Annotated in this window: 12 protein-coding genes; 10 read left to right on the plus strand and 2 right to left on the minus strand. The window is 62.7% G+C overall.

Annotated elements, in window-relative coordinates; translation table 11 throughout:
* Window positions 1–16: 16 nt before the first annotated feature.
* The 3 genes from ACZYOF_RS05170 (at window position 17) to ACZYOF_RS05180 (ending at window position 12,334) form a co-directional block, all read left to right on the plus strand.
* A complete protein-coding gene (locus ACZYOF_RS05170; protein WP_463715035.1) occupies window positions 17–1,027 on the plus strand; it encodes a FecR family protein in 1,011 nt (336 codons plus the stop codon).
* Window positions 1,028–1,178: 151 nt separating this feature from the next.
* Window positions 1,179–9,119: a two-partner secretion domain-containing protein gene (locus ACZYOF_RS05175; RefSeq protein WP_463715036.1), complete on the plus strand. Its 7,941-nt coding sequence runs from the start codon at window positions 1,179–1,181 to the stop codon at window positions 9,117–9,119.
* Window positions 9,116–12,334, plus strand: coding sequence for a filamentous hemagglutinin family protein (locus tag ACZYOF_RS05180; RefSeq protein WP_463715037.1), 3,219 nt, complete (start codon window positions 9,116–9,118; stop codon window positions 12,332–12,334). The genes ACZYOF_RS05175 and ACZYOF_RS05180 overlap by 4 nt, the downstream gene beginning before the upstream one ends.
* Window positions 12,335–12,562: 228 nt before the next feature.
* Here the strand turns inward: ACZYOF_RS05180 and ACZYOF_RS05185 are convergent, their stop codons facing one another.
* Entirely contained in the window at window positions 12,563–13,336 is a 774-nt protein-coding gene (locus tag ACZYOF_RS05185) for an IclR family transcriptional regulator (RefSeq protein WP_463715038.1), read from the minus strand.
* Between the two features lie 169 nt (window positions 13,337–13,505).
* Between ACZYOF_RS05185 and ACZYOF_RS05190 the strand changes: the two genes are divergently transcribed.
* The 7 genes from ACZYOF_RS05190 to ACZYOF_RS05220 are packed head-to-tail and all read left to right on the plus strand — an operon-like array spanning window position 13,506 to window position 19,464.
* The gene (locus ACZYOF_RS05190) at window positions 13,506–14,471 is read left to right on the plus strand and encodes a Bug family tripartite tricarboxylate transporter substrate binding protein (RefSeq protein ID WP_282526826.1); all 966 of its coding nucleotides are present in this window, start codon (window positions 13,506–13,508) and stop codon (window positions 14,469–14,471) included.
* Between the two features lie 35 nt (window positions 14,472–14,506).
* Window positions 14,507–15,124: a flavin reductase family protein gene (locus ACZYOF_RS05195; RefSeq protein ID WP_130578085.1), complete on the plus strand. Its 618-nt coding sequence runs from the start codon at window positions 14,507–14,509 to the stop codon at window positions 15,122–15,124.
* Window positions 15,125–15,148: 24 nt separating this feature from the next.
* Window positions 15,149–16,474, plus strand: a complete 1,326-nt coding sequence (locus ACZYOF_RS05200; protein WP_394567440.1) for an MFS transporter — start codon at window positions 15,149–15,151, stop codon at window positions 16,472–16,474.
* A 25-nt stretch (window positions 16,475–16,499) separates the two neighbouring features.
* Complete coding sequence (locus tag ACZYOF_RS05205; protein ID WP_463715039.1) at window positions 16,500–17,360, plus strand: fumarylacetoacetate hydrolase family protein; 861 nt, start codon at window positions 16,500–16,502, stop codon at window positions 17,358–17,360.
* A 4-nt stretch (window positions 17,361–17,364) separates the two neighbouring features.
* Window positions 17,365–18,168: a 2-oxo-hept-4-ene-1,7-dioate hydratase gene (gene hpaH, locus ACZYOF_RS05210; RefSeq protein ID WP_463715040.1), complete on the plus strand. Its 804-nt coding sequence runs from the start codon at window positions 17,365–17,367 to the stop codon at window positions 18,166–18,168.
* Between the two features lie 23 nt (window positions 18,169–18,191).
* Entirely contained in the window at window positions 18,192–18,584 is a 393-nt protein-coding gene (locus tag ACZYOF_RS05215; RefSeq protein WP_463715041.1) for a RidA family protein, read from the plus strand.
* 10 nt (window positions 18,585–18,594) lie between these two features.
* Entirely contained in the window at window positions 18,595–19,464 is an 870-nt protein-coding gene (locus ACZYOF_RS05220) for an amidohydrolase family protein (protein ID WP_463715042.1), read from the plus strand.
* 203 nt (window positions 19,465–19,667) lie between these two features.
* On the opposite strand, the gene ACZYOF_RS05225 is transcribed toward ACZYOF_RS05220, so the two are convergent.
* On the minus strand, window positions 19,668–20,387 hold a 720-nt coding region (locus ACZYOF_RS05225; protein ID WP_463715043.1), incomplete at its 5' end, for a hypothetical protein.

Here is a 20,387-nt window from a genome sequence, read left to right on the forward strand (position 1 = left end):
GAAGCGCGGTAGTGCGATGAGCAAAGAGCATGGCCAAGGGCCAGATCTCAGCCGCATCGAGCATGAAGCTGTCGGTTGGGTCCAAAAGATCACGTCTGGTGAAGCGACGCCGGAGGAATTGCAGGCGGCGCTGCGCTGGCGTACGCAGAGCCCGCTTCATGCCAAGTCCTATGCGGACGCGGAACGCGTTTGGAGCAGGATGGGCGTAGTTGGCCGTGCGCAGCACGGCCGCGACATGGACTTTATGGGTCCCCTGAAGGAGTTCGGGCAGCGCAAAGCGGCGATGAACCGTCGTATGATGTTGGGTGGCGGCGCGGCCGTGATTGGGATAGCGGCCGTCTACGGCGTGATGAATCCGCCGCTTGGTCTGTGGCCATCGCTTTCGGAACTGCGGGCCGATTTTCGCACCGGCACCGGCCAACAACAGACGATCCGCTTCGTTGAGGCCGTCGCGATCGACCTGAATACACAGACAAGTCTTGCGATCCGTCCGGCGACCGCGCAGGAGGATTGCATCGAGTTGCTTGCCGGGGAAGCATCGTTTGCGACGCAGGGTCGTCTGGCGCGGTCGCTGGCCGTGTTTGCCGCAAATGGCAAGACGGTGAGTGATTCCGGCCGGTTTGATGTCCGCCACATTGCGACCAGCGATCATGCCGTGGTCAACGTGACTTGTTTCGAGGGCCAATTGCGGATCGAATTTCGCGATGATGTCGCTGAGCTTCGTCCGGGACAACGGGTCCGGTATGACGGCGTCGGCTTGAGCGAGATCGGTACGGTCGATCTGGCGGTCGAATCGGAATGGCGGCGGGGCATTGTCGAGTTCCGCAGCACACCGCTTGCGGATGCGGTCGAGGAAATGAACCGATATCGGCCGGGCCGCATCATCCTCGTGAACCCTGCGCTAGGGCGAAGACTGCTTAGCGGCCGCTTCCGGATCGACCAGATGGAACGGGTGTTGCTGCAGCTCGAGCACACTTTTCAGGCGAAGCTTCAACGCCTTCCAGGCGGAATCGTCCTGCTGAGCTGACCACTCCGCATTTTTTTAAGAATTTCTTCCCCCGACGTTGCTCAACCTGCGGGGTCACTCAGTCTCCCTCAATGAGAGCCAATTTTGCCGAGGCGGCAGCGTCATCGCGCTGCTGCGTCGGTCGTCCATTGTCGGCTGAAGGAATCGCCCGATGTCCGCCCTAGCAGTTTCCTCCATCAACACAATGCGTTGCAGGGCTCGTTACGCCGCCCTTCTCGCCGGGGTGAGTATTGCGGCCCTTGTCCTGTCCAGCCCGCATGCGGCAGCTCGTCCCCTTGGTGGTTCGGCGCCGACCCCATCTGCGGCGGCAATCGCCGCGGCACAATCGGCGGCACAGGAAGCAGCACAAGCGGCGCAGTCCGCCGGCAATTCGCTGAACCGCACGGCGCTGGCGATCCAGGCACAGCAGGCCGTTCAGCAGGCGGCGCGAGACGCGGCAAGGGCGGCGCTGCAGGCGACGCCGGATAGCGTGCCGAATGGTTTGCGGCCGGGCGGTTTGCAAATTGGGGCTGGCGTCGTCGGCCCCGACGGCAGCGTGAACCGGAACCTCTGGAGAGGCGCTGACCTTCCGACCGAGTTTACCAATGGCGATCGCGTCAACGTCGACATCAAGCAACGCGAGCAGAGGGCAATCCTGAGCTGGGATACCTTCAACGTGGGCGGCCGGACGGATCTACGCTTCGACCAGCAGGGCAATCGCGACTGGGTTGCGCTGAACCGCGTCCTCAGTGCGGATGCGCGGCCGAGCCAGATCCTCGGCAGCATCAAGGCCGACGGCTCGGTCTATGTCATCAACCAAAATGGAATCATCTTCGGTGGCGGCTCGCAGGTGAATGTCGGCGCGCTGATCGCCTCGACCGCTCACATCACCGACACTCAGTTTCTGAACAGCGGCATCTATTCGACGAAGCCGTCGGACAGCAGCCCCTATCAGCCGAGCTTCATTAATGCCGGCGGCTTGATCAAGGTGGAGGCTGGGGCGCAGATCAAGACCCATGCGCCGCAAAAGGCGGAGCAGGGCGGCGGTTTTGTGCTCTTCCTGGGCACGGAGGTCGACAATGCGGGATCGATCTCGACGCCGAAGGGGCAAACGCAGTTTGCTGCCGGCGACAACTTCATCCTCAGGCCTGGTTACGGCACCGATGCGAACCAGTCTTCGACGACGAACGGCAACGAGATCGTGCCGCTCCTGAATGGCGCGAGCGCAAGCGGGCTGGTGCGGAATTCCGGGGTCGTTTTCAGCCAGCAGGGCGATATCACGCTTGCGGGGCACACCATCGAGCAGAATGGCCTCCTGATGTCAACCACCTCGGTCGACACGCGCGGTACGATCCATCTTCTGAACTCGGTGTCAGATACGAAAGGCAGCGTTACCCTCGGTGCTGGCAGCGTGACGACAATCCTGCCGGAGCTGACGAGCGATGCCACCGCGCTGAACGGCAAGCGTGATGCCCTGATCGCGGCCTCGGGTGACCTCAAGCACCGTCCGATCGCGAACGCCCAGTTCGACAACCTCTCCACCATGGATGACCGGCTCGACCAGTCGCGCGTGGAAATCGTCACCGGCGGCAGTGCTGTGTTCAAGGGCGGTTCGATCACCCAGGCGCAAGGCGGGCAGATCGTCGTGGAGGCGCCAAAGGCGCGCATCTTCGTCGAAAGCAACGCCGTGCTCGATGTCTCCGGCACGCGCGGCGTCCTGCTGCCAATGTCTGCCAACAACATCGAGGTCAACATCCAGGGCAATGAGCTGCGCGACTCGCCGGTGAACCGCGAAAGCAGCAGCCTGAAAAACGCCAACGTCTGGATCGATCTGCGTGATCTCGTTCTGGTGCCGGCCGGGACCGGCGGCTACGAGAACGATCGCTACTACACGCCAGGCGGGTTGTTGGAGGTTTCCGGATATCTCGGCAACACCGCGCACAAGATCGGCGAGTGGACCGCCGTTGGCGGCACTATCACGCTCTCCGCCAAGGAGGTCGTCGCGCAACAGCACGCGATCTTCGACGTCTCCGGCGGCTCGGTTACCTACGAAGGTGGCTATATCACGACATCGAATTTCCTCGGCGCCGACGGCCGCATGTACAACATCAACAATGCGCGCGGAGATATGCAGTTCTTGGGTCTGGGTGAGGGCTTCATCCGCGATCACGAGCATTGGAACGTTAAGGAGGTATGGGCCAGCCCGTTCGGAAAGGGCCGCACGAGCCGCCGCTGGGAGGACGGTTACACGGTTGGCCGCGATGCCGGCCATCTGGTGTTGTCGACGCCGACCTCGATCTTCGAAGGCGACATCCTCGCCGGCGTGGTCACGGGCGAGCGGCAAACCGGCAAGCGACCGTCGGGAGCGAGTGACGGCTACAAGCTCGGCCAGAACGTGGTCGCGCAGGCCGGTTCGCTCGAACTTGACAAATATACGCCGGTCGAAGGTCGCGACGCCTACGTCACCGAGGTGATCCTCGGCCGGATCTTGCCGAGCGCGAACACGGTCAAGCCTGGCGATAGCCTGCCGTCAGATCGCGCCAACACCGCATGGTTCGATGCTGCGCATCTGAATGCGCAGGGGTTGGGCGGCCTGGAGATCAGGACGCGTGACAGCATCACGGTCGATGCGCCGCTGGCGCTGGCGGACGGCGGCGTGCTGTCCTTCACCGCGCCGGTCATCGACTTCAAGGCCGATGTCACCGCGCATGGGGGCAGCATCAGCACGGGCAACGTGCTGCAGCGGACGAATACGGCGCTGACACTGGATGGCCTCGCCGCCGTCACCTTGCGTGCGGGCGTCACGCTCGATGTCAGCGGACAGTGGAGCAACGGTCTCCTGGATCGAACAACGTTGCGGCTCGCGTCTATCGATGGCGGATCTGTCTCGCTGCAATCGTCGCAAAGCGTCATCATGGAATCCGGCAGCGTGATCGACGTGTCGTCGGGCGCCGCGATCCTGACCGACGGAAAAACCAAGGGCGGCAAGGGCGGCAATGTCACCGTCCTGGCCAATGCCAATGCAAATTCGACGACCACGGGCGTGGGCAAGTTGGTGCTCGATGGCGAGTTCCGCGGCTATGGAGTGGAAGGCGGCGGCAGGCTCAGCGTCGGAGGAGCAGCCGTGCTTATCGCCAATAATGACGCCGCGCTTGAAGCCGGGCAGATTCTCCTGAAGCCCGACTTTTTCAAGAAGGGCTTCTCGCAGTACGAAATCAAGGGAACCATCACCAACAGCGGCGGTGTGACGGTCGCAGACGGCACCGTGCTTGATGTGGAGATGCCGGTCTACCGCTTCACCGACGCGGCTTACGCCACGTCCACCGGCGCCGATCCCGCTGCTGCGCTGGAAATCTGGACGCCGCCGCTTTATCTCGAAAACATCAGGACAGCGAGCTTCGCCCAGCGCAAAGGGGCAAGCCTCGCATTTTCCGATGTGGGGTACGTATCCGTCGGGACGGGTTCGCTCATCGAGGTCGATCCCGGCCAGTCCATTGCCATTTCGGCGCTCGGGCAGGTCACGATTGATGGACGGCTCAATGCCTGGGGTGGTGCAATCAGCCTCAATAGCGGCGTAAGCGAAAACGTGGGCATTGTTTTTGTGCCGGGGCGCTCGATCTGGATCGGCGATAACGCGGTGCTCGACGTCGCCGCGCGCGCGGTCACCGGGGTCGATCGTAGCGGTCGCACGTTTGCGCAAGTTCCGAATGGCGGCTCGATCAAGATCGGCATCGAGACGCTAACGCCGAACCGCGATGGCGAGCTGGACACGATCAGCGGAGCCCTGGTGATCATACGTCCAGGCGCGGTCCTCGATGTCTCGGGCATCAGTGCGACAATCGATCTTGCGTCGGGCGGCAATCCGCTATTGCGCTCCGATGTCGGGACATTGCCCAGCAGCGGCGGGTCGATCATGCTCGCCTCGACCACGGGCCTTATGCTCGATGGCGAGATGCGCGCCGCATCAGGTGGTGCGGGGGCCACCGGTGGCAGCCTCGACGTGATCCTCGAAACAACGAGTTATTTGAAGACAGATATTCAAGCGATCAAGCAGCCACGCATCTTCACCGTGACGCAGGCGCGCCAGTACTCAGGCTTGCGGGCCGATCTCAAGCCAGGCGAACAGGATGCGTCGCTTGGCTACGCACGCGCGCGGCTGAGCGTCGAGCAGGTCGCAGCCGGAGGCTTCGACAATCTCTCGCTCTGGAGTTCCGACGTCATACAGTTCGAGGGCGATGTCTCGCTGCAGATGGGCCAGAGGCTCGCCTTGCAGCGCGGCGTCATCGCTGTGGCGGATACGACGCCGGAGGCGCGGATCTCTCTTGCGGCGCCCGTGGTGTCCATGGGTTTGGGCGTCGGCTCCGTGCCCAGTTCAGGAAGTGACGCGAGGGCAGGAATTATCAATCCCCGTCTTTTCGCTCTCGCGCCAACGCAGAGATATGCCGGCCGGCTGACGGTGGAAGCAGACCTGATCGATGTCGGCGCGGTCCAGTTTGGCGCATCCGGCACTTATGACTTCGCGATCGATTCCAGCGGTCCACTTCCTGTGATGGTCTCAGCCCCGCTCGACGTCGCAGGTTTCGCGGACGTTCATCTCCTCAGCCGCGGCGATATCCGTTTCCGCGGCGGCTCATTCACCAGCGCGGGTAATCTGACTTTCACGGCGGCGCAGCTCTATCCCGTCACCGGCGCGACCGCGATGATCATGGCAGGTGCTGTCTGGGACGGATCTTATGCCAGATCGCGGCCAGACAGCGTTCTCGCCATCCGCAGCAACGGCACGTCTGCGCAGATGCCATCGTCCGTGTTTGGCAAGCTTCAACTTGTTGGCGGCGTCATCGACCAGGGCGGCGTTCTTCGCGCACCACTCGGCACCATCCAAATGGGTGACCCGTATAGAGGTAGCGGCCGCGTGATCCTGCGGGACGGCAGCATCACCTCGGTCAGCGCGGCGGGCCTTGTCATTCCCTACGGCGGCACCGTGGATGGTGTCAAATACATCTATAATGGCGCTGAATTGACGCTTCCCGACCTGATGACTCTCAACGCCATGGGCCGGATCGAGATCACATCGGACAAGTTTGAGGCAGCGCCCGGTGCGGTGCTTGATCTTACCGGTGGTGGCGAACTGGCCGGCGCGGGCTTCATGGCTGGCCGCGGCGGCTCGGTCGATGTCCTCAAGACGCCGCTCTTGAGCGCCAATCCCGCCTTCAGTTACAGCGCGGCGGGCAACAAGGTCTATGCCATCATACCCGGTTACGCCCCGGGTTATGCGCCCGTCGTCCAGGAAAAGGGAGCAGGCGATCCGGCCATCGGCCAGCAGATCACCATTCCGTCGGGCATTCCCGGACTTCCGGCCGGCACTTACACCTTGCTGCCTTCAACCTATGCACTCATGCCCGGCGCCTACCGCGTCGAGATCGGCGGCGGTCTGCCACGCGACAACGGCGCGGCCCCGCTTGGCAATGGCTCCTATGTTGCAAGTGCCCATCTCGGTGTCGCGAATACGGCGATCCGCTCCGTCCTGCCGAACCAGGTCATAGTCACGCCCGAAAAGACGGTGCGCACGCATTCCCAGTACAATGCGGCGAGCTACAGCACCTTCGCACTGGAGACCGCGGCCCGCTTCGGCACCACGCGGGCGCGCCTGCCCATCGATGGCAAGCAACTCGTGCTCTCCTTCGAGGAGGCCGGCGATGTGCTCGACTTCAAGGGCACCGCCCGGTTCGCGCCGGGCGAAGGCGGCTATGCCGGCACCCTGCTGGTCCAGAGCATCAAGCCACTGGAAATCAAGGCATCTGGCGCCGCGGCCACTGCGGGCATGGCGGCGCTCGATGCGGAGGACCTTTCGCGCTTCAACGCCGGAACTCTGCTCGTCGGAGCGGAGTATTGGGCGAACCGGGGCTTTATCACTCTTCAACAAAACAGTTTCGGCAGCAGCGATGCGATCACGGTGCGGTCTGGCGCCGAGCTTGAGGCGGGCCAGATCCTCCTGGCTGGCAATGCGGTCTCGGTCGAAGATGGAGCTGTCCTCGACACGACCCGCAGCGCCTTTGTGGTGCCCGACTCGACACTTGGTTACGTCTTTGCGAACGGCAACTCCCCAGACAACGTGCCATTCGGTTCTGTGCTTGTGGTCGCGAACGGATGGTTCAATCTGTTGCCGGCGGTGGTTCCGAGGAATGCGCGGCCGAGCACATTGACGGTGGTAGACGGTGCCATCCTGCGCACGCGCGGGACCATCGGATTTATCGCCTCCGATCGACTCTCGCTTGGACAAGCGCAGCTCAACACACGCTATCTCGCATTGAGTCTGCCGGCCGTTAACGTGGGAACGGAAGCTTCGCTTGCCGCCGCAGAAGCGGCGGGTGTGCTCGGTACCGGCTGGAATCTGACGCAGACAACGTTGGACCGCCTGCTCAATCCTGCCACGACGAACCTTGCGGCGCTCGAGCGGCTGTCGATATCGGTGCGTGATGCGATCAAGTTCTATGGCGATGTCGCACTCGATGCGCGCAGTCGGGCCGGCGATTCCGTGGAGACCATGGTCGTACTCAATACGCCGGCGATCTACGGTTGGGGCGATAGTACATCCGCCATCCTCGCCGCCGACACGCTGATCTGGAACGGTGTCGCAAGCGGCGATGGGTCAGTGCAGAATCCTTTTGCCAGCCTGAAGCCGCCGGCCGTACAGCCGAACGGCGCCGGCACCGGATCCGGCCGGCTTACCTTCCAGGCGCGCGAAATCCACTTCGGCTATGATCCGCTGGCGCGCAGCCAGAGCAGCGCCGAGCTTGAGCGGCTGGCGCTCGGCTTCTCGAGCGTGGACCTCGTCGCCAGCGAGAAGATTACCGCCAATAATCGCGGCAGCGTGTCGGTCTATCACACCGGCACGGATGCGGCGTCCTATAGCGGCGGCAACCTCATTATTTCGACATCGCTCTTCACCGCCGACAGCGGCGCCATGATCGACATCCGCGCCGGCGGCTCGATCACGGTCAATGCCGGGGGCAAGACCATCGATCCGTCGGCGCGCAGCGATCTCGGCGGCGAGATACGCCTGCAGGGTACTGCCATCGCGCTCGACACGACGGTCGCTGTGCCGAGCGGGCGCCTGGTCATGGCAGCGCAGGACGACATCGTGCTCGGCAACGGCGCGCTCATCGATCTCGCCGGCCGCGCGATCTCCTTTTACGAGGTGACGAAATACAGTTGGGGCGGGACCCTGGAGATCGAAAGCCGCGCTGGCAGCATCATCCAGGCTGCGGGCTCTGTCATCGATGTGTCGGCCAGCAACAACGACGCGGGGGCGATCAAGGCGTCTGCAGTCGGCGGCACGGCAACATTCGGCGGCACATTGCGCGGTGGGAGCAGCGGCGGCTCGAGCGCGGGCAGCTTCTCGCTTGCTGCGAACACCATCGCCGATTTTGCAAGCCTCAATACCAAGCTCAACGCGAGCAGCTTCTTGGGCACACGCAGCTTCACTGCCAAGAGCGGTGATCTTGTCATCGGCGACGAGGTGAAGGCGCGCATCGTCGATATTTCGGCCGATGGCGGCAGCCTGATCGTGAACGGCAGGATCGATGCGAGCGGCAACAAGGTCGGCACCATCCGCCTTTCTGCACGCGATAATCTCACGCTGACATCGAATGCCGTTCTCGACGCGCATGGCAGCGTGCTGCAAACCGACAGCTACGGCGCGGCGATCGAAGCCTCCAATCGCGGCTCGATCGAGCTGACAGCAAAGAACGGCGCCGTCACGCTGGCGGGTGGCTCGACGATCGACATGCGTTCGGCCGATGGCGTGTCTCGCGGCAGGCTCGAGATCAACGCGCCGCGTGTGGGCGGGGACGGTATCGCGATCAACGCGGCAAGCCATATCAACATTCTCGGCGCAGCCAGCATCGCCGTGAATGGTTTCCGCAACTACACGCCCTTGGATGGCATCATCAATCAGGCGTTTCTCGATGGCATCCATGCTGACAACGCGGCGTTCATCGACGCGGCAAGCGTGAATGGCGCGTTGCAGGCGCAGCTTGCCGGGCTGAAAGGCTATGGTCCGCGTTCCATCTGCGTCCTGGCGTCGAGATCACAAGTGAAGGCGATCTTGTGACGAGTGGCGATCTCGATCTCTCGGACTATCGCTACGGCGCCGCGGCGGACGCCAACATTCGCGGTTCAGGTGAGCCCGGCGTCCTCGTCGTGCGGGCTGGCGGCAATTTTACGGTCAACGGCAGCATCAATGACGGCTTCGCGCCGCCGCCGCCCACGCCAGACGATTACAACTGGGCAGACGGCCGCGAGGGACGAATGTGGGCCGTATCGGAGATGCTTGCGCCAGGGTCCCTGTCCTGGTCCATGCGTTTCGTTTCGGGGGCCGATCTCGCCGCGAGCGACACACGGGCGGTCAAGCCTATCCGTTCGCTCGGCCAGGGCGGCGACCTTGTCCTCGATGATCGGCATAGTGCCGGGGATTGGATCCTGGAAGCGATGAGTGTGGTGCGTACCGGCACCGGCTATCTCGATCTCATCGCCGGCGGCGATTACCGGCATGCCTCTCTCTTTGGTGTCTACACCGCCGGCACGGCTCTACCTGAAACTCAAAACCATACTGGCCTATGGCTCACCGCAGGGGGCGGCGACGTGCGCGTTGAGGCCGGCGGCACCATGGCCGGCTACAACTATATGTCCGACCTGAACACGAACCAGAGTCGCATCAATGAATGGCTGCGCTGGCAAGATGGCGCGTGGGGCATCAATTTCGGCGCCTACGTTCCGGATTCCTGGGGGCTGAATCAAGTCGTGGGCTTTTCCGGCATCGGCGCGCTGGGTGGCGGCAATGTGAACGTGATCGCAGGTGGCGACGCCGGCGTCATGACGCCGCAGATTTTGGAAATTAGCCCGATCAACACGCTGTTCGAAACCAGGGCCTCCGCCTTGGTGGTCGCGATCGGCGGCGGCGGCTACCTCGATGCCAATGGTGTGCTGAGACAAACGGGCGGCGGCGATCTCGTGATGAATATCGGCGGCCGCCTAAATACGGCGCCGCTCTACTATGCGAACAACCCGGGCGGAGGCACGCTCGTCAATGTCCGGGGCGACGTGTCGGTCACCGCCTCCGCTATCGGTCTCGTGAGCGAAATGAGCTACGGCATTCCGCTGGGCTATACCGATCCGCGGCCGATCGACCCCATGCGTCCCTATAACTACTACGCCGATAGCGGTCTGTACCTGGCGCTGGGCGACAGTCGCGCCACGATCAATACGCGCGGCGACCTCGTCATCCTGTACGCCACCGATCCAGGCCTACCTGATCCGGCTGCTTCTCGTGGTCTTCTGCCGTCCACTGGTGGACCTGGCTTCTCGCTGTGGAGCAACCGCACTGCCGTGGACCTGTTCTCGGCGGGAGGATCGGTCGCGCCCATCACATCCAACGACTCAAGGGGCCCGCAGGACTACTACAGCTATTACACCGGGCGCCCGTATCCACCGGCTCTCGGCGTCGTGGCCGCCGGTGGTGATGTGCTGGTGTTTGGCCAGGCAAATCTGACGCCTTTGCCGAACGCGCGGCTTGATCTGTTGGCGCGCGATTCGATCTTTTACGGCTACAATCCCAGCTACCCAGAGGGCAATTATCTCGCCATCTTGGGAGACGGCGCGGATCAAAATCCGATGCGTTTCTATGCGGTGCACGGGGATATCACCAATTTCCACGTCGGATATATTCAACCGCCTACATTCGAAGTGCCGGCGACCCTCTACATCGGCGGGCCGGTGTGGATGCGTGCCGGGCGTGACATCATCGCTGCCGGTGGGGTCGACGATCCCAATAGCGATTGGCGTGACGAGGCCGGGGGCGGCCGGCTGATCATCCACAGCCGTGACGATGATATCTCGGTCATCCAGGCCGGCCGCGACATCATCTACGCGAATTTGCAGGTGTCAGGTCCTGGTGTGCTCGCGCTCACCGCGGGCCGCCACATCTATCAGGCGGATCAAGGCAGGTTGCAAAGCATCGCCCCTGCCGTGCCTGGTGATACGCGGCCCGGCGCCTCGATCGTGCTGCAGGCTGGCGTGGGCAGCAGCGGCCCGGACTATGCCGCGCTGATGCGCTATCTCGATCCGGCCAATCTTGCGATGTCAGGCACGCCGCTCGCCGAGCAGCAGGGCAAAGTCGCCAAGACCTATGAGAACGAACTTGTTGCGTGGCTGAAAAAGCAGCGCGGCTTTGCCGGCAGGGATGAGGACGCGCTGAGCTATTTCCAGACCTTGCCGCGCGATTTGCAGGCGGTGTTCCTGCGCACGGTCTTCTATAACGAACTGCGCCAGGGCGGCATCGAATACAACGATACGGAAAGTCCGCGTCATGGCAGCTATCTGCGCGGTCGCCAGTCGATCGCGACGCTTTTCCCTGACAGGGACGCGAATGGCAACCCGATCCGCTATCAGGGTGATATCACGCTGTTCGGCGGCTCGGGCGTCACGACCGAATTCGGCGGCGACATCCAGTTGCTTGCACCGGGCGGCAAAGTGGTGTTGGGCGTAGAAGGCGAGGTTCCCCCGAGCACGGCGGGGCTGGTCACGCAAGGCAAGGGCAATATCGAAATCTACAGCAAGGGCTCGATCCTGCTTGGTCTCTCGCGCATCATGACCACCTTGGGCGGCGACATTCTCGGCTGGTCGGCGGAGGGCGACATCAACGCCGGCAACGGCTCGAAGACGACCGTGATCTACACGCCGACGCGACGCCGCTATGATCCCTATGGCCATGTAGTGTTGAGTCCGACTGTGCCCTCGACCGGCGCAGGCATTGCCGCCATCGCCTCGGTGCCGGACATTCCGCCCGCCCGTGTCGACCTGATCGCGCCATTGGGCACGATCGACGTGGGCGAAGCCGGGATCCGTTCCTCCGGAAAGGTCAACGTTGCCGCTTTGCAAGTCGTCAATGCGGCGAATATCCAGGCGCAGGGCGGTGTCAGCGGCGTGCCGACCGTCCAGGCGCCGAATATTGGCGGCTTGACGCAAGCCTCGAACCTCGCCGGTGCGGCCCAACAGACCACCATGCCGACCCAGAACACCCCTTCCGGTCAGGCGTCGATCATCATCGTCGAGTTTCTCGGCTTTGGTGGCGGATCGGGTGAGGAAGAGCGTCCGGCTGAGCCAAAAAACAACAACCGGCAAAGCCGCTTGAACTATGACTCCGACAGCACAGTCCGCGTCCTCGGCAATGGCCCCATCAGCGCGGAGCAGACCAGCCTTCTGACGGACGACGAGAAAAAACTCGTCGCCGAAGGGGAGCAACGGAGGAGGCCGGATCTGGCAAACTGAGCAGACATGCAAGGACAGTCGCGCCCAGAGGATACAGTCCCGCGCCCGCATCTCGTGCTTCAGCGCGTGGATCATCCCTGCGAAGGACATAGCGATCGCATCAAAGCGAAGCCTCGAGTCGGATACTAGAGCATTTTCGGTTCTGATTGAATCAGAACCGAAGCTCTAGATTCTTGTTTTGACGCGTTTTCTTCACGCGAACCGGTATCCACTTCGCTCGAAAACGCTCTAAGGGAGAAACTCAATTTTCTTCTCGATCGCGAGAGCAGCCTCTAGCAAAATCTCGGCGACCTCTTGCTCTCGGCGCGGTCCGAGTCTGGTGCGAACGGCTGATACGGTGATCGCTGCGGCCGGCCGGCGATCGGGGGTCTTGATCCAGGTGGACAGCGATTTCGTTCCCTGCACCAGACCGGCCTCGCGCAGATTATAGCCTCTGCGCTTGGCCAAGGCGATTTGTGAAAGCACCGTCGCCACGCTGGTGCGATAACCGGCAAACCGCACTTCATTGGCAGTCACGATCTTGCGTGCGTCGGGCGTCGGCATCGCGGCAAGAATCGCAACACCTGCACTGCTGACGCCGAGCGGACGTCTGGCGCCGACTTCGATCGACAACACCTGGATCGGATAGGAGCCGATCCTGCGATCGATGCACAGCGTATCATTGCCGGTACGTACCGTCAGGAACAACGTGTCGCCGACCCGCTGCGAGGTTCGCGCCAGGATATTGTCCGCCGCGGCAAGCAGCGGCGAACGCGAGGGGCGCGCCAGCGCCAATTCCGGCACCTGTCCGCCGATCGCATAGCGGCAGGTCTTCTCGTGCCGTTCGACGATGCCTTCCTCGATCAGCACGTGAACGATCCGGTGCACCGTCGGCCGCGTCAGCCCGGTCGCCTGCACCACTTCGGTAAGCGGTACTCCGGTCTCCCTGCCAGCGGCGAGGATGCGCAAGACCATCAACGCGCGCCGGATCGCCTGGGCACCTTGCCTCGGTTCCGTGGTCACGGTTTGCTGTCCATAATGTGGACAGAATTGGCGCAAAGCCGTCGACAAGTAAAGCCCGCTCGCCGAATGATCTCGCATCTCATCGAGGCGTCGCCCAGACGACCCCGATCGGACACTCAACAAGAACAGGGTGGAGACCTCATCCGCCGCGGCTTTGGGAGGATGTCACATGAGGTTTCTCGCGGTTGCGGTCGCGGCCATCGCGGTGATGGTCATTGGACCGGTCGCAGCCCAGACATGGCCGGAGCGCAATGTCCGCTTGATCGTGCCATATCCCGCCGGCGGCAATGTCGACAGCGCTGCCCGCATCGTGGCTGACAAGCTGCAGCAACGGCTCGGGCAGGCCTTCATCGTGGAGAACAAGTCCGGCGCCGGTGGCCTGATCGCGGGCGAGGCGTTCGCGAAATCGGCGAAGGATGGCTACACGCTGTTCATCGGCGCCAACGGCCCGGTGCTGTTCGCTCCCGAGATCAATAAGCGCGAGGCCTATGTCTGGAAACGGGATTTCCTCCCGATCACGACCATCTCGATGACGCCCTTGGTGCTCGAGGTTCATCCATCCGTTCAGGCAAAGACGTTGAAGGAGTTTCTTGACCTGGCGCGCCGCGAGCCGGGCAAACTCACGATGGCCTCGCCGGGGGCGGGGACGACCAATCATTTGCTCAGCGAACTGGCGCAATCGGAACTCGGCCTGCAATGGGTCACAGTGCATTACCGCGGCAATGCGCCGGCGACCAATGATCTCATCGGTGGGCAGGTGCAGTTCGCGTTCGACCAGGTTTCCGTCGCGCTGCCCTTCGTCAAGAGCGGCGCGGTTCGTGTGCTTGCAGTCACCAGCGGACATCGCTTGGCCTCGATGCCCGACGTGCCGACCTTCGCCGAGCTCGGCTACAAGGATTTCGACGCGCAGACCTTCACCGGCCTGTTCGCGCCGGCCGGTACGCCGGATGCGATCGTGACGAAGCTGCACGACACCATGGCGGAGATCCTGAAGGATCCCGCGGTCGTCGAGAAATTCGACAAGCTCGGCGCCGAGGCCGTCACAATGTCACCTGCGGAGTTCACGGCCTATCTGACGCGCGAAGACGCCAAATGGATTCCCATCGTGCGCAAGGCGAACATCCGGGCCGATTGAGGCCCGTGCGCAGGCCAGTCAAGCTTCGAGGCAGCATGCAGATTGACCCCTCAGAACTCGGCGCCGAGCGCATCTATCGGCTGATGACCGGGATCGTCGTGCCACGGCCGATCGCCTGGGTGACCAGCATGTCGCGCAAAGGTGTGCTCAATCTCGCCCCCTTCAGCGCCTTCACCTTTGTCTCGCAGAAACCGCCGATGCTTGCCATCAGCGTTGGCCGCAAGGCCGGCGTCTACAAGGACACCGCGCATAATATTCTAGATACCGAAGAATACGTCATCCACATCGCCGACACGCCGCTGATGACGGCACTGCATGAGAGCTCGGTCGAGCATCCGCCCGAGGTGAGCGAGGTCGAACTGCTCAAGCTTGAGACCGTGCCGAGCGAACGCATCAAGGTGCCGCGGCTCGCCGCGCCTCCGGTCGCCATGGAATGCCGGTTTCGCCAATGTCTCGAATTCGGTGAGGCCCGCAGCCGGCTGATCGTCGGCGAGGTTCTGATGTTCCACCTCCGGGATGGTCTCGTGAACAACGGCAAGGTCGAAACCGAGGCGCTCGATCCGATTGCGCGCATCGCAGGCCCGCGTTATGCCCGGCTCGGAGAGATCGTCACCTTGCGCGCCGTGTTCCAGGCGCCGAAGTCGACCGATTGAGATCGCAATATCAGCAAGACAGACATGACCGAACAGTCCTCGCTTTCCGCAATCGGCACCTATACGACCGGCGAACGCGCCGCGATCATCTTCTCCTGCATGCTCGGCTTTGCGCTCGATCTCTACGACGTGCTCATCATGCCGTTCCTGATGAGCTCGATACAGTCGTCGCTCGGCATTTCGCTGGGCCAGGTCGCGAGCGTGACGAGTCTGACCTTGATCGGGTCAGTGATCGGCGGCGCACTATTCGGCTGGCTCGGCGACCGCATCGGCCGCAAGCAGGCGCTGCAGCTCACGCTCGGCGTGTTCGCCGCCGGATCGATCGCATCGGCGTTCGCCTGGGATTATTGGAGCCTGGCATTGCTCCGCTTCATCACCGGCGTCGGGCTCGGCGGCGAATGGGGTGCGGGCATGGTGCTGTTCAATGAGGCCTGGAACAAGGACCGCCGCGGTATCGGCAGCGCCTTCATCCAGGGCAGTGCGGTGGTCGCGAGCGCCGGCGCCTCGATCGTCGGAGTTTGGGCCACCACGTCGTTCAGCGTGGAATGGGGATGGCGCATTGCGCTCCTGACCGGCGGCTCGCCAATCCTGCTGATGATCTTCATCCGCTTCTTCATGCCGGAATCCAAGGCGTGGCTGCAGTTCGATCGTACGCGCAAAAGCGGCCTGGTCGAGAGCAAGGTCAAGACCACCAACACGATGCTTTTGATGTTCCAGGGCCGGTTGCTGCCGATCTCGCTGATGTGCCTGGCGTGGATGATGGCCTACATGTTCTGCTATTACGGCGTCGTCGTCTTCATGCCGACCCTGATGCAGAAGTCGCTCGCGGCGCCGCCCGAAGTCGTGCGCAACATCTCGGTGATCGCTTCCATCGTCGGCGGCTGCTCGTACATCAGCATGGGCCTGCTCAACGACGCCTTCGGCCGGCGGTTCGGCGCGCTGTTGCCGGGCCTCGCGTGGGGCGCGATGGCCTGCGGCCTCTATATCTTCGCGTATGACAGGTTCGCCGGCAGCCTGTTTGGCTTCCCAATGTTCTGGGTCTACATCGCCTTCGTGATCGGTAACTCGGCGCTCGGCGTGGTCGGCACCTGGCTGTCGGAAATCTATCCGATCGAGGTGCGTTCGACCGCGGTATCCTTCATCTACATGGCGGGGCGCGGTGTCGGCAGCTTGGCACCTGTGGTCGTTCCGCTGACGGCCGGCTGGTTCGGCGGCCAGCTTGCGCTCGGCATGATGGTCGTCGTGCCCGCCATCATCATCTTCCTGGCGATGACCCTATCCTTGCCCGAGACGCGCGGGCGCGAACTGGCTGCGGCCGCCGGCGCCCAGCGTAGCGGCCAGACAGCGTGAAACTCTCGTCGAAGGAAAGCGTGCGATGCGACTGTTGAGCTATCTCGTGAATGGCGAGCCACATTATGGTGTGGCTGATGACGATGGGGTCGTCGATCTGACGGTGCGGATCGGCGCTGAATTTCCCGATCTGAAATCACTGATCGCGCGCGACGGCCTTGCGTCGGCCCGGCGTGCTTCGGCCGGCCAGCGTCCCGATCATGCGCTGGACCAATTGACGCTGCTGCCGCCGGTACCGGCACCGGAAAAGCTCTGGTGCATCGGCGTGAACTACAAGGACCGCAACGCCGAATACAAGGACAACTCGGACCTGCCGAAATATCCGAGCCTGTTCGTGCGCAATCCATCGTCGGTGGTGGGATCGGGGCAGGGGATCGAGAAGCCGAAAGTCTCCGACCAGCTCGACTATGAGGGCGAGCTCGTCATCGTGATCGGCAAGCAGGGAAGGCACATCGCGCGCGACGACGCCTTCTCGCATATCTTCGGCATGACGCTGTGCAACGAGGGCAGCGTGCGAGACTGGCTGCATCACGGCAAGTTCAACGTCACGCAGGGCAAGAATTTCGATCGCTCCGGCAGCATCGGCCCCTGGATCGTGACGTCGGATGAATGCGATCCGCGGGGACCACACGACATCATCACCCGCGTCAATGGCGAGGTCAGACAGCAGGACAGCACCGAGCGGCTGATGTTCCCGTTCGATTTCCTGATCTCCTATCTCTCCACATTCGCGACCCTGAAGCCCGGCGACATGATCGCGACCGGCACACCGACGGGCGCCGGCGCCCGGTTCGATCCGCCGCGCTGGCTCAAACCCGGCGATGTGGTCGAGGTGGAGTCGTCGCGGATCGGCGTGCTGCGCAACTCGGTGGTTATGGAGCAATAGCGCCATGCTAGATCCTTCAATCATCCGGCGCCTCGCAGAGCGGCTTGACGAGGCCGAACGGACCAAGACGCTCACTACCATGTTCACGCGCGAGCATCCCGATCTCACGATCGAGGATGCCTATGCGATCCAGCGCGCCTGGACGCGTCTGCAGCTCGATCGTGGCCGCGTCATCAAGGGCCACAAGATCGGCCTGACCTCAAAAGCGATGCAGAACGCCGTCGGCATCGCTGAGCCCGATTATGGCGTGCTGTTCGCCGACATGTTCTATCCGGATGCGAGCGCGATTCCGTTCGATCGCTTCCATGCGCCGCGGATCGAGGTCGAGCTCGCCTTCGTGCTGAAGGCGCCGTTGCGCGGCCCGGACTGCTCCATCTTCGACGTGCTCAACGCCACCGACTACGTGACGCCCGCGCTCGAAATCCTCGAGACCCGCATGCATCGCGTCGATCCCGAGACTGGCCAGACCCGTAAGGTCATGGACACGATTTCGGACAATGCCGCCAATGCCGCGCTCGTGCTCGGCGGCCGTCCGTTCCGGCCGCTCGAGGCGGATCTGCGCTGGATCGGCGCGCTGCTGTTCCGCAATGGCCAGGTCGAGGAGACCGGGCTCGCCGCCGGCGTGCTCAACCATCCGGCCAACGGCATCGCGTGGCTCGCCAATCGCCTCGCACCGCATGACGAGCAATTGGGCGCCGGCGAAGTCGTGCTCGCCGGATCGTTCACGCGACCGGTTGATATCAGCCCCGGTGATACCTTCCATGCCGATTACGGATTGTTCGGCTCGGTGTCCTGCCAATTTGTCTGAACCAAACCAGCAGAGGGAAAGCGATGACTGGTCAAGCACGGCGCAGAAGCGTCCACATCGGCGGATTCAAGCATGCCAATCCGATCCCGAACGCTTCTCGCATCGGCAATCTCGTGATGTCCGGCGTTATCCTCGGCCGCGATCCCGCGACCGGAGCGATGCCGGAGAGCCTGGAAGCGCAATGCGCCAACATGTTCGCGCATATGAAAGCGACCATCGAGGCGGCTGGTGGCAGCACCGACGACATCATCAAGATGACGGTCTGGCTCAAGGACCGTTCGCAGCGCGGGCCTGTCAATGCCGAGTGGCTGAAGATGTTTCCCGACGAACACTCACGCCCGGCGCGTCATGCGCTGCCGATGGACATGGAAGGCGGCGCGCTGGTGCAGTGCGATTTCACCGCCGTGATTGACTAAGGAGTTTGCCGTGCCGACCTACTTGCCCTTCGATCCGAATCCGCGCCGGCCTTCGAAGCTGCCGCCGCCACAGACTGTCGACAGCCAGTTTCACGTGCTTGGGCCGCTGGAGAAATATCCGGTACGTCCGGGCGCTGCCTATCAGATGCCGACCGCAACCTGGGAGGCGGCGCTGCGGATGCACAAGGCGCTCGGGATCGAGCGCGGCGTGATCGTGCAGACCACGACCTATGGCGCGGACCACACGGTCGTGCTCGACGGTCTGGCGGCAATGGGCCCGAACTATCGCGGCTGCGCCAACGCGCTGGTGTTTGCCGAAGCTGATGATGCCTACCTCGCCAAGCTGCATGAGGCAGGAGTCCGCGGCGCGCGCTTCAGTTTTCGGCAGGAACTAGGGGCTGTGCTGTCGGACAAGGATTTTGCGCGGGCGATCGCGCGCATCCGCGAGCTCGGCTGGTACGTCAAGATTCAGCCGGAGAAGGACGGCATCATCTCCAGCGTCGAGAAGTATCAATCCCTCGACGTGCCGGTGCTGATCGATCACATGGCGCGTCCCGACCCGACCCGCGGCAAGAACGATCCGAATCTGCAGAAGATGCTTGAGCTGCTGTCGAAGGGCAATTTCTGGGTCATGCTGTCGCTCGGGGAAAAGACCTCAAAGGCCGGTCCGCCCTGGGAAGACGTCATCCCCATCGCGCGCACCTATATCGAAGCCGCGCCGGACCGCTGCGTCTGGGCCACCGACTGGCCGCATCCCGTTTCGGTCGTGCAGCCGCCCAACGACGCCGATCTGCTCGAACTCATGTACAAGTATGCGCCCGACCAGACGACCTTGGAAAAGATCCTTGTTCACAATCCGGCAAGACTATTCGGATTCTAGAGCGTGATGACTTTTCTTCGAATCGTCATCCCGCTCTAGTTCTTTGTTCGAGCATGATCTTTTTCGGAAAACCGGTCTCCACTTTTCCGGATCATGCTCTAGAGCTCGGCCTCGGGACATCCTGCTTTCGGCCTGCCGCGCGTCAGTTGCGCCCGGCGATCTGGCATCGTCGCGCTCCTGGCCGCAAGCCTTGTGCTTCACAGTCAACGGCGCGGTAAACGGGCCACGTGTTCGAGCACTTTAGGGTAACAGGGCAAGTCGAGCAGGGTTTGCGAAAAGGATCCTGCTGCGATCTCGGCGAGCGTTGCGATGCCAGTACGCCACTGCCACTTGCCTAGCTTAAGCAATGTGGCGCAATAGCGACGAGCGATGGGTACTGCAGATCGAATAGCTTCGGCATGATGGTAAAGTTCGTGCGCGATGAAAACGTCTTGAGTCGTTGCTCGGCCAAGAAATCGCTTGGCCAGGTCATCGACGAGCACCTGCTCAAGCGGGGCGATCCCACGCGTATAGAGCACAATATGCGGCGGCCGCGACCGATACTCGGCGAAACGCCATATAGAGGCAACCAAGGGATCATCGTCGGCGGCAACAACGGGTACTTGCAGCTCGCGCGCAATTTCACGAGGACCTGACCCGGGGAAACGTTGTTGCAGACTCCTCGCCGTCGCTGCACCGTCGAGAAGCGCGTCGGAAACGGCGGCGAGTTGCGTGCGACCGTCGAGACGAATCGCGTAACGGTCAGTCTTCAGCATCAACAGTCCGAGCGTCTCCGGTGACGCGGTTGCGAGCTGCTCTAGTACCCACTTTTCTTGGATCGTGAGTCGTGATTCAAGATATGGATGATCCCCGAAGCAAGAGAAGTCCACCTTTCGCGGAAAGATCGCAAGGTGCTTGAGGCGTGTTGTCGCTCGCCGGTGACG

The sequence above is a fragment of the Bradyrhizobium sp. LeoA1Lang genome, from assembly GCF_055413685.1.

Excerpts from the sequence above, each read along its gene's own strand:
- ACZYOF_RS05170 (WP_463715035.1), top strand. The coding sequence starts at position 17 with ATGAGCAAAGAGCATGGCCAAGGGCCAGATCTCAGCCGCATCGAGCAT.
- ACZYOF_RS05175 (WP_463715036.1), top strand. The coding sequence starts at position 1,179 with ATGTCCGCCCTAGCAGTTTCCTCCATCAACACAATGCGTTGCAGGGCT.
- ACZYOF_RS05190 (WP_282526826.1), top strand. The coding sequence starts at position 13,506 with ATGAGGTTTCTCGCGGTTGCGGTCGCGGCCATCGCGGTGATGGTCATT.
- ACZYOF_RS05195 (WP_130578085.1), top strand. The coding sequence starts at position 14,507 with ATGCAGATTGACCCCTCAGAACTCGGCGCCGAGCGCATCTATCGGCTG.
- ACZYOF_RS05200 (WP_394567440.1), top strand. The coding sequence starts at position 15,149 with ATGACCGAACAGTCCTCGCTTTCCGCAATCGGCACCTATACGACCGGC.
- ACZYOF_RS05205 (WP_463715039.1), top strand. The coding sequence starts at position 16,500 with ATGCGACTGTTGAGCTATCTCGTGAATGGCGAGCCACATTATGGTGTG.
- hpaH (WP_463715040.1), top strand. The coding sequence starts at position 17,365 with ATGCTAGATCCTTCAATCATCCGGCGCCTCGCAGAGCGGCTTGACGAG.
- ACZYOF_RS05215 (WP_463715041.1), top strand. The coding sequence starts at position 18,192 with ATGACTGGTCAAGCACGGCGCAGAAGCGTCCACATCGGCGGATTCAAG.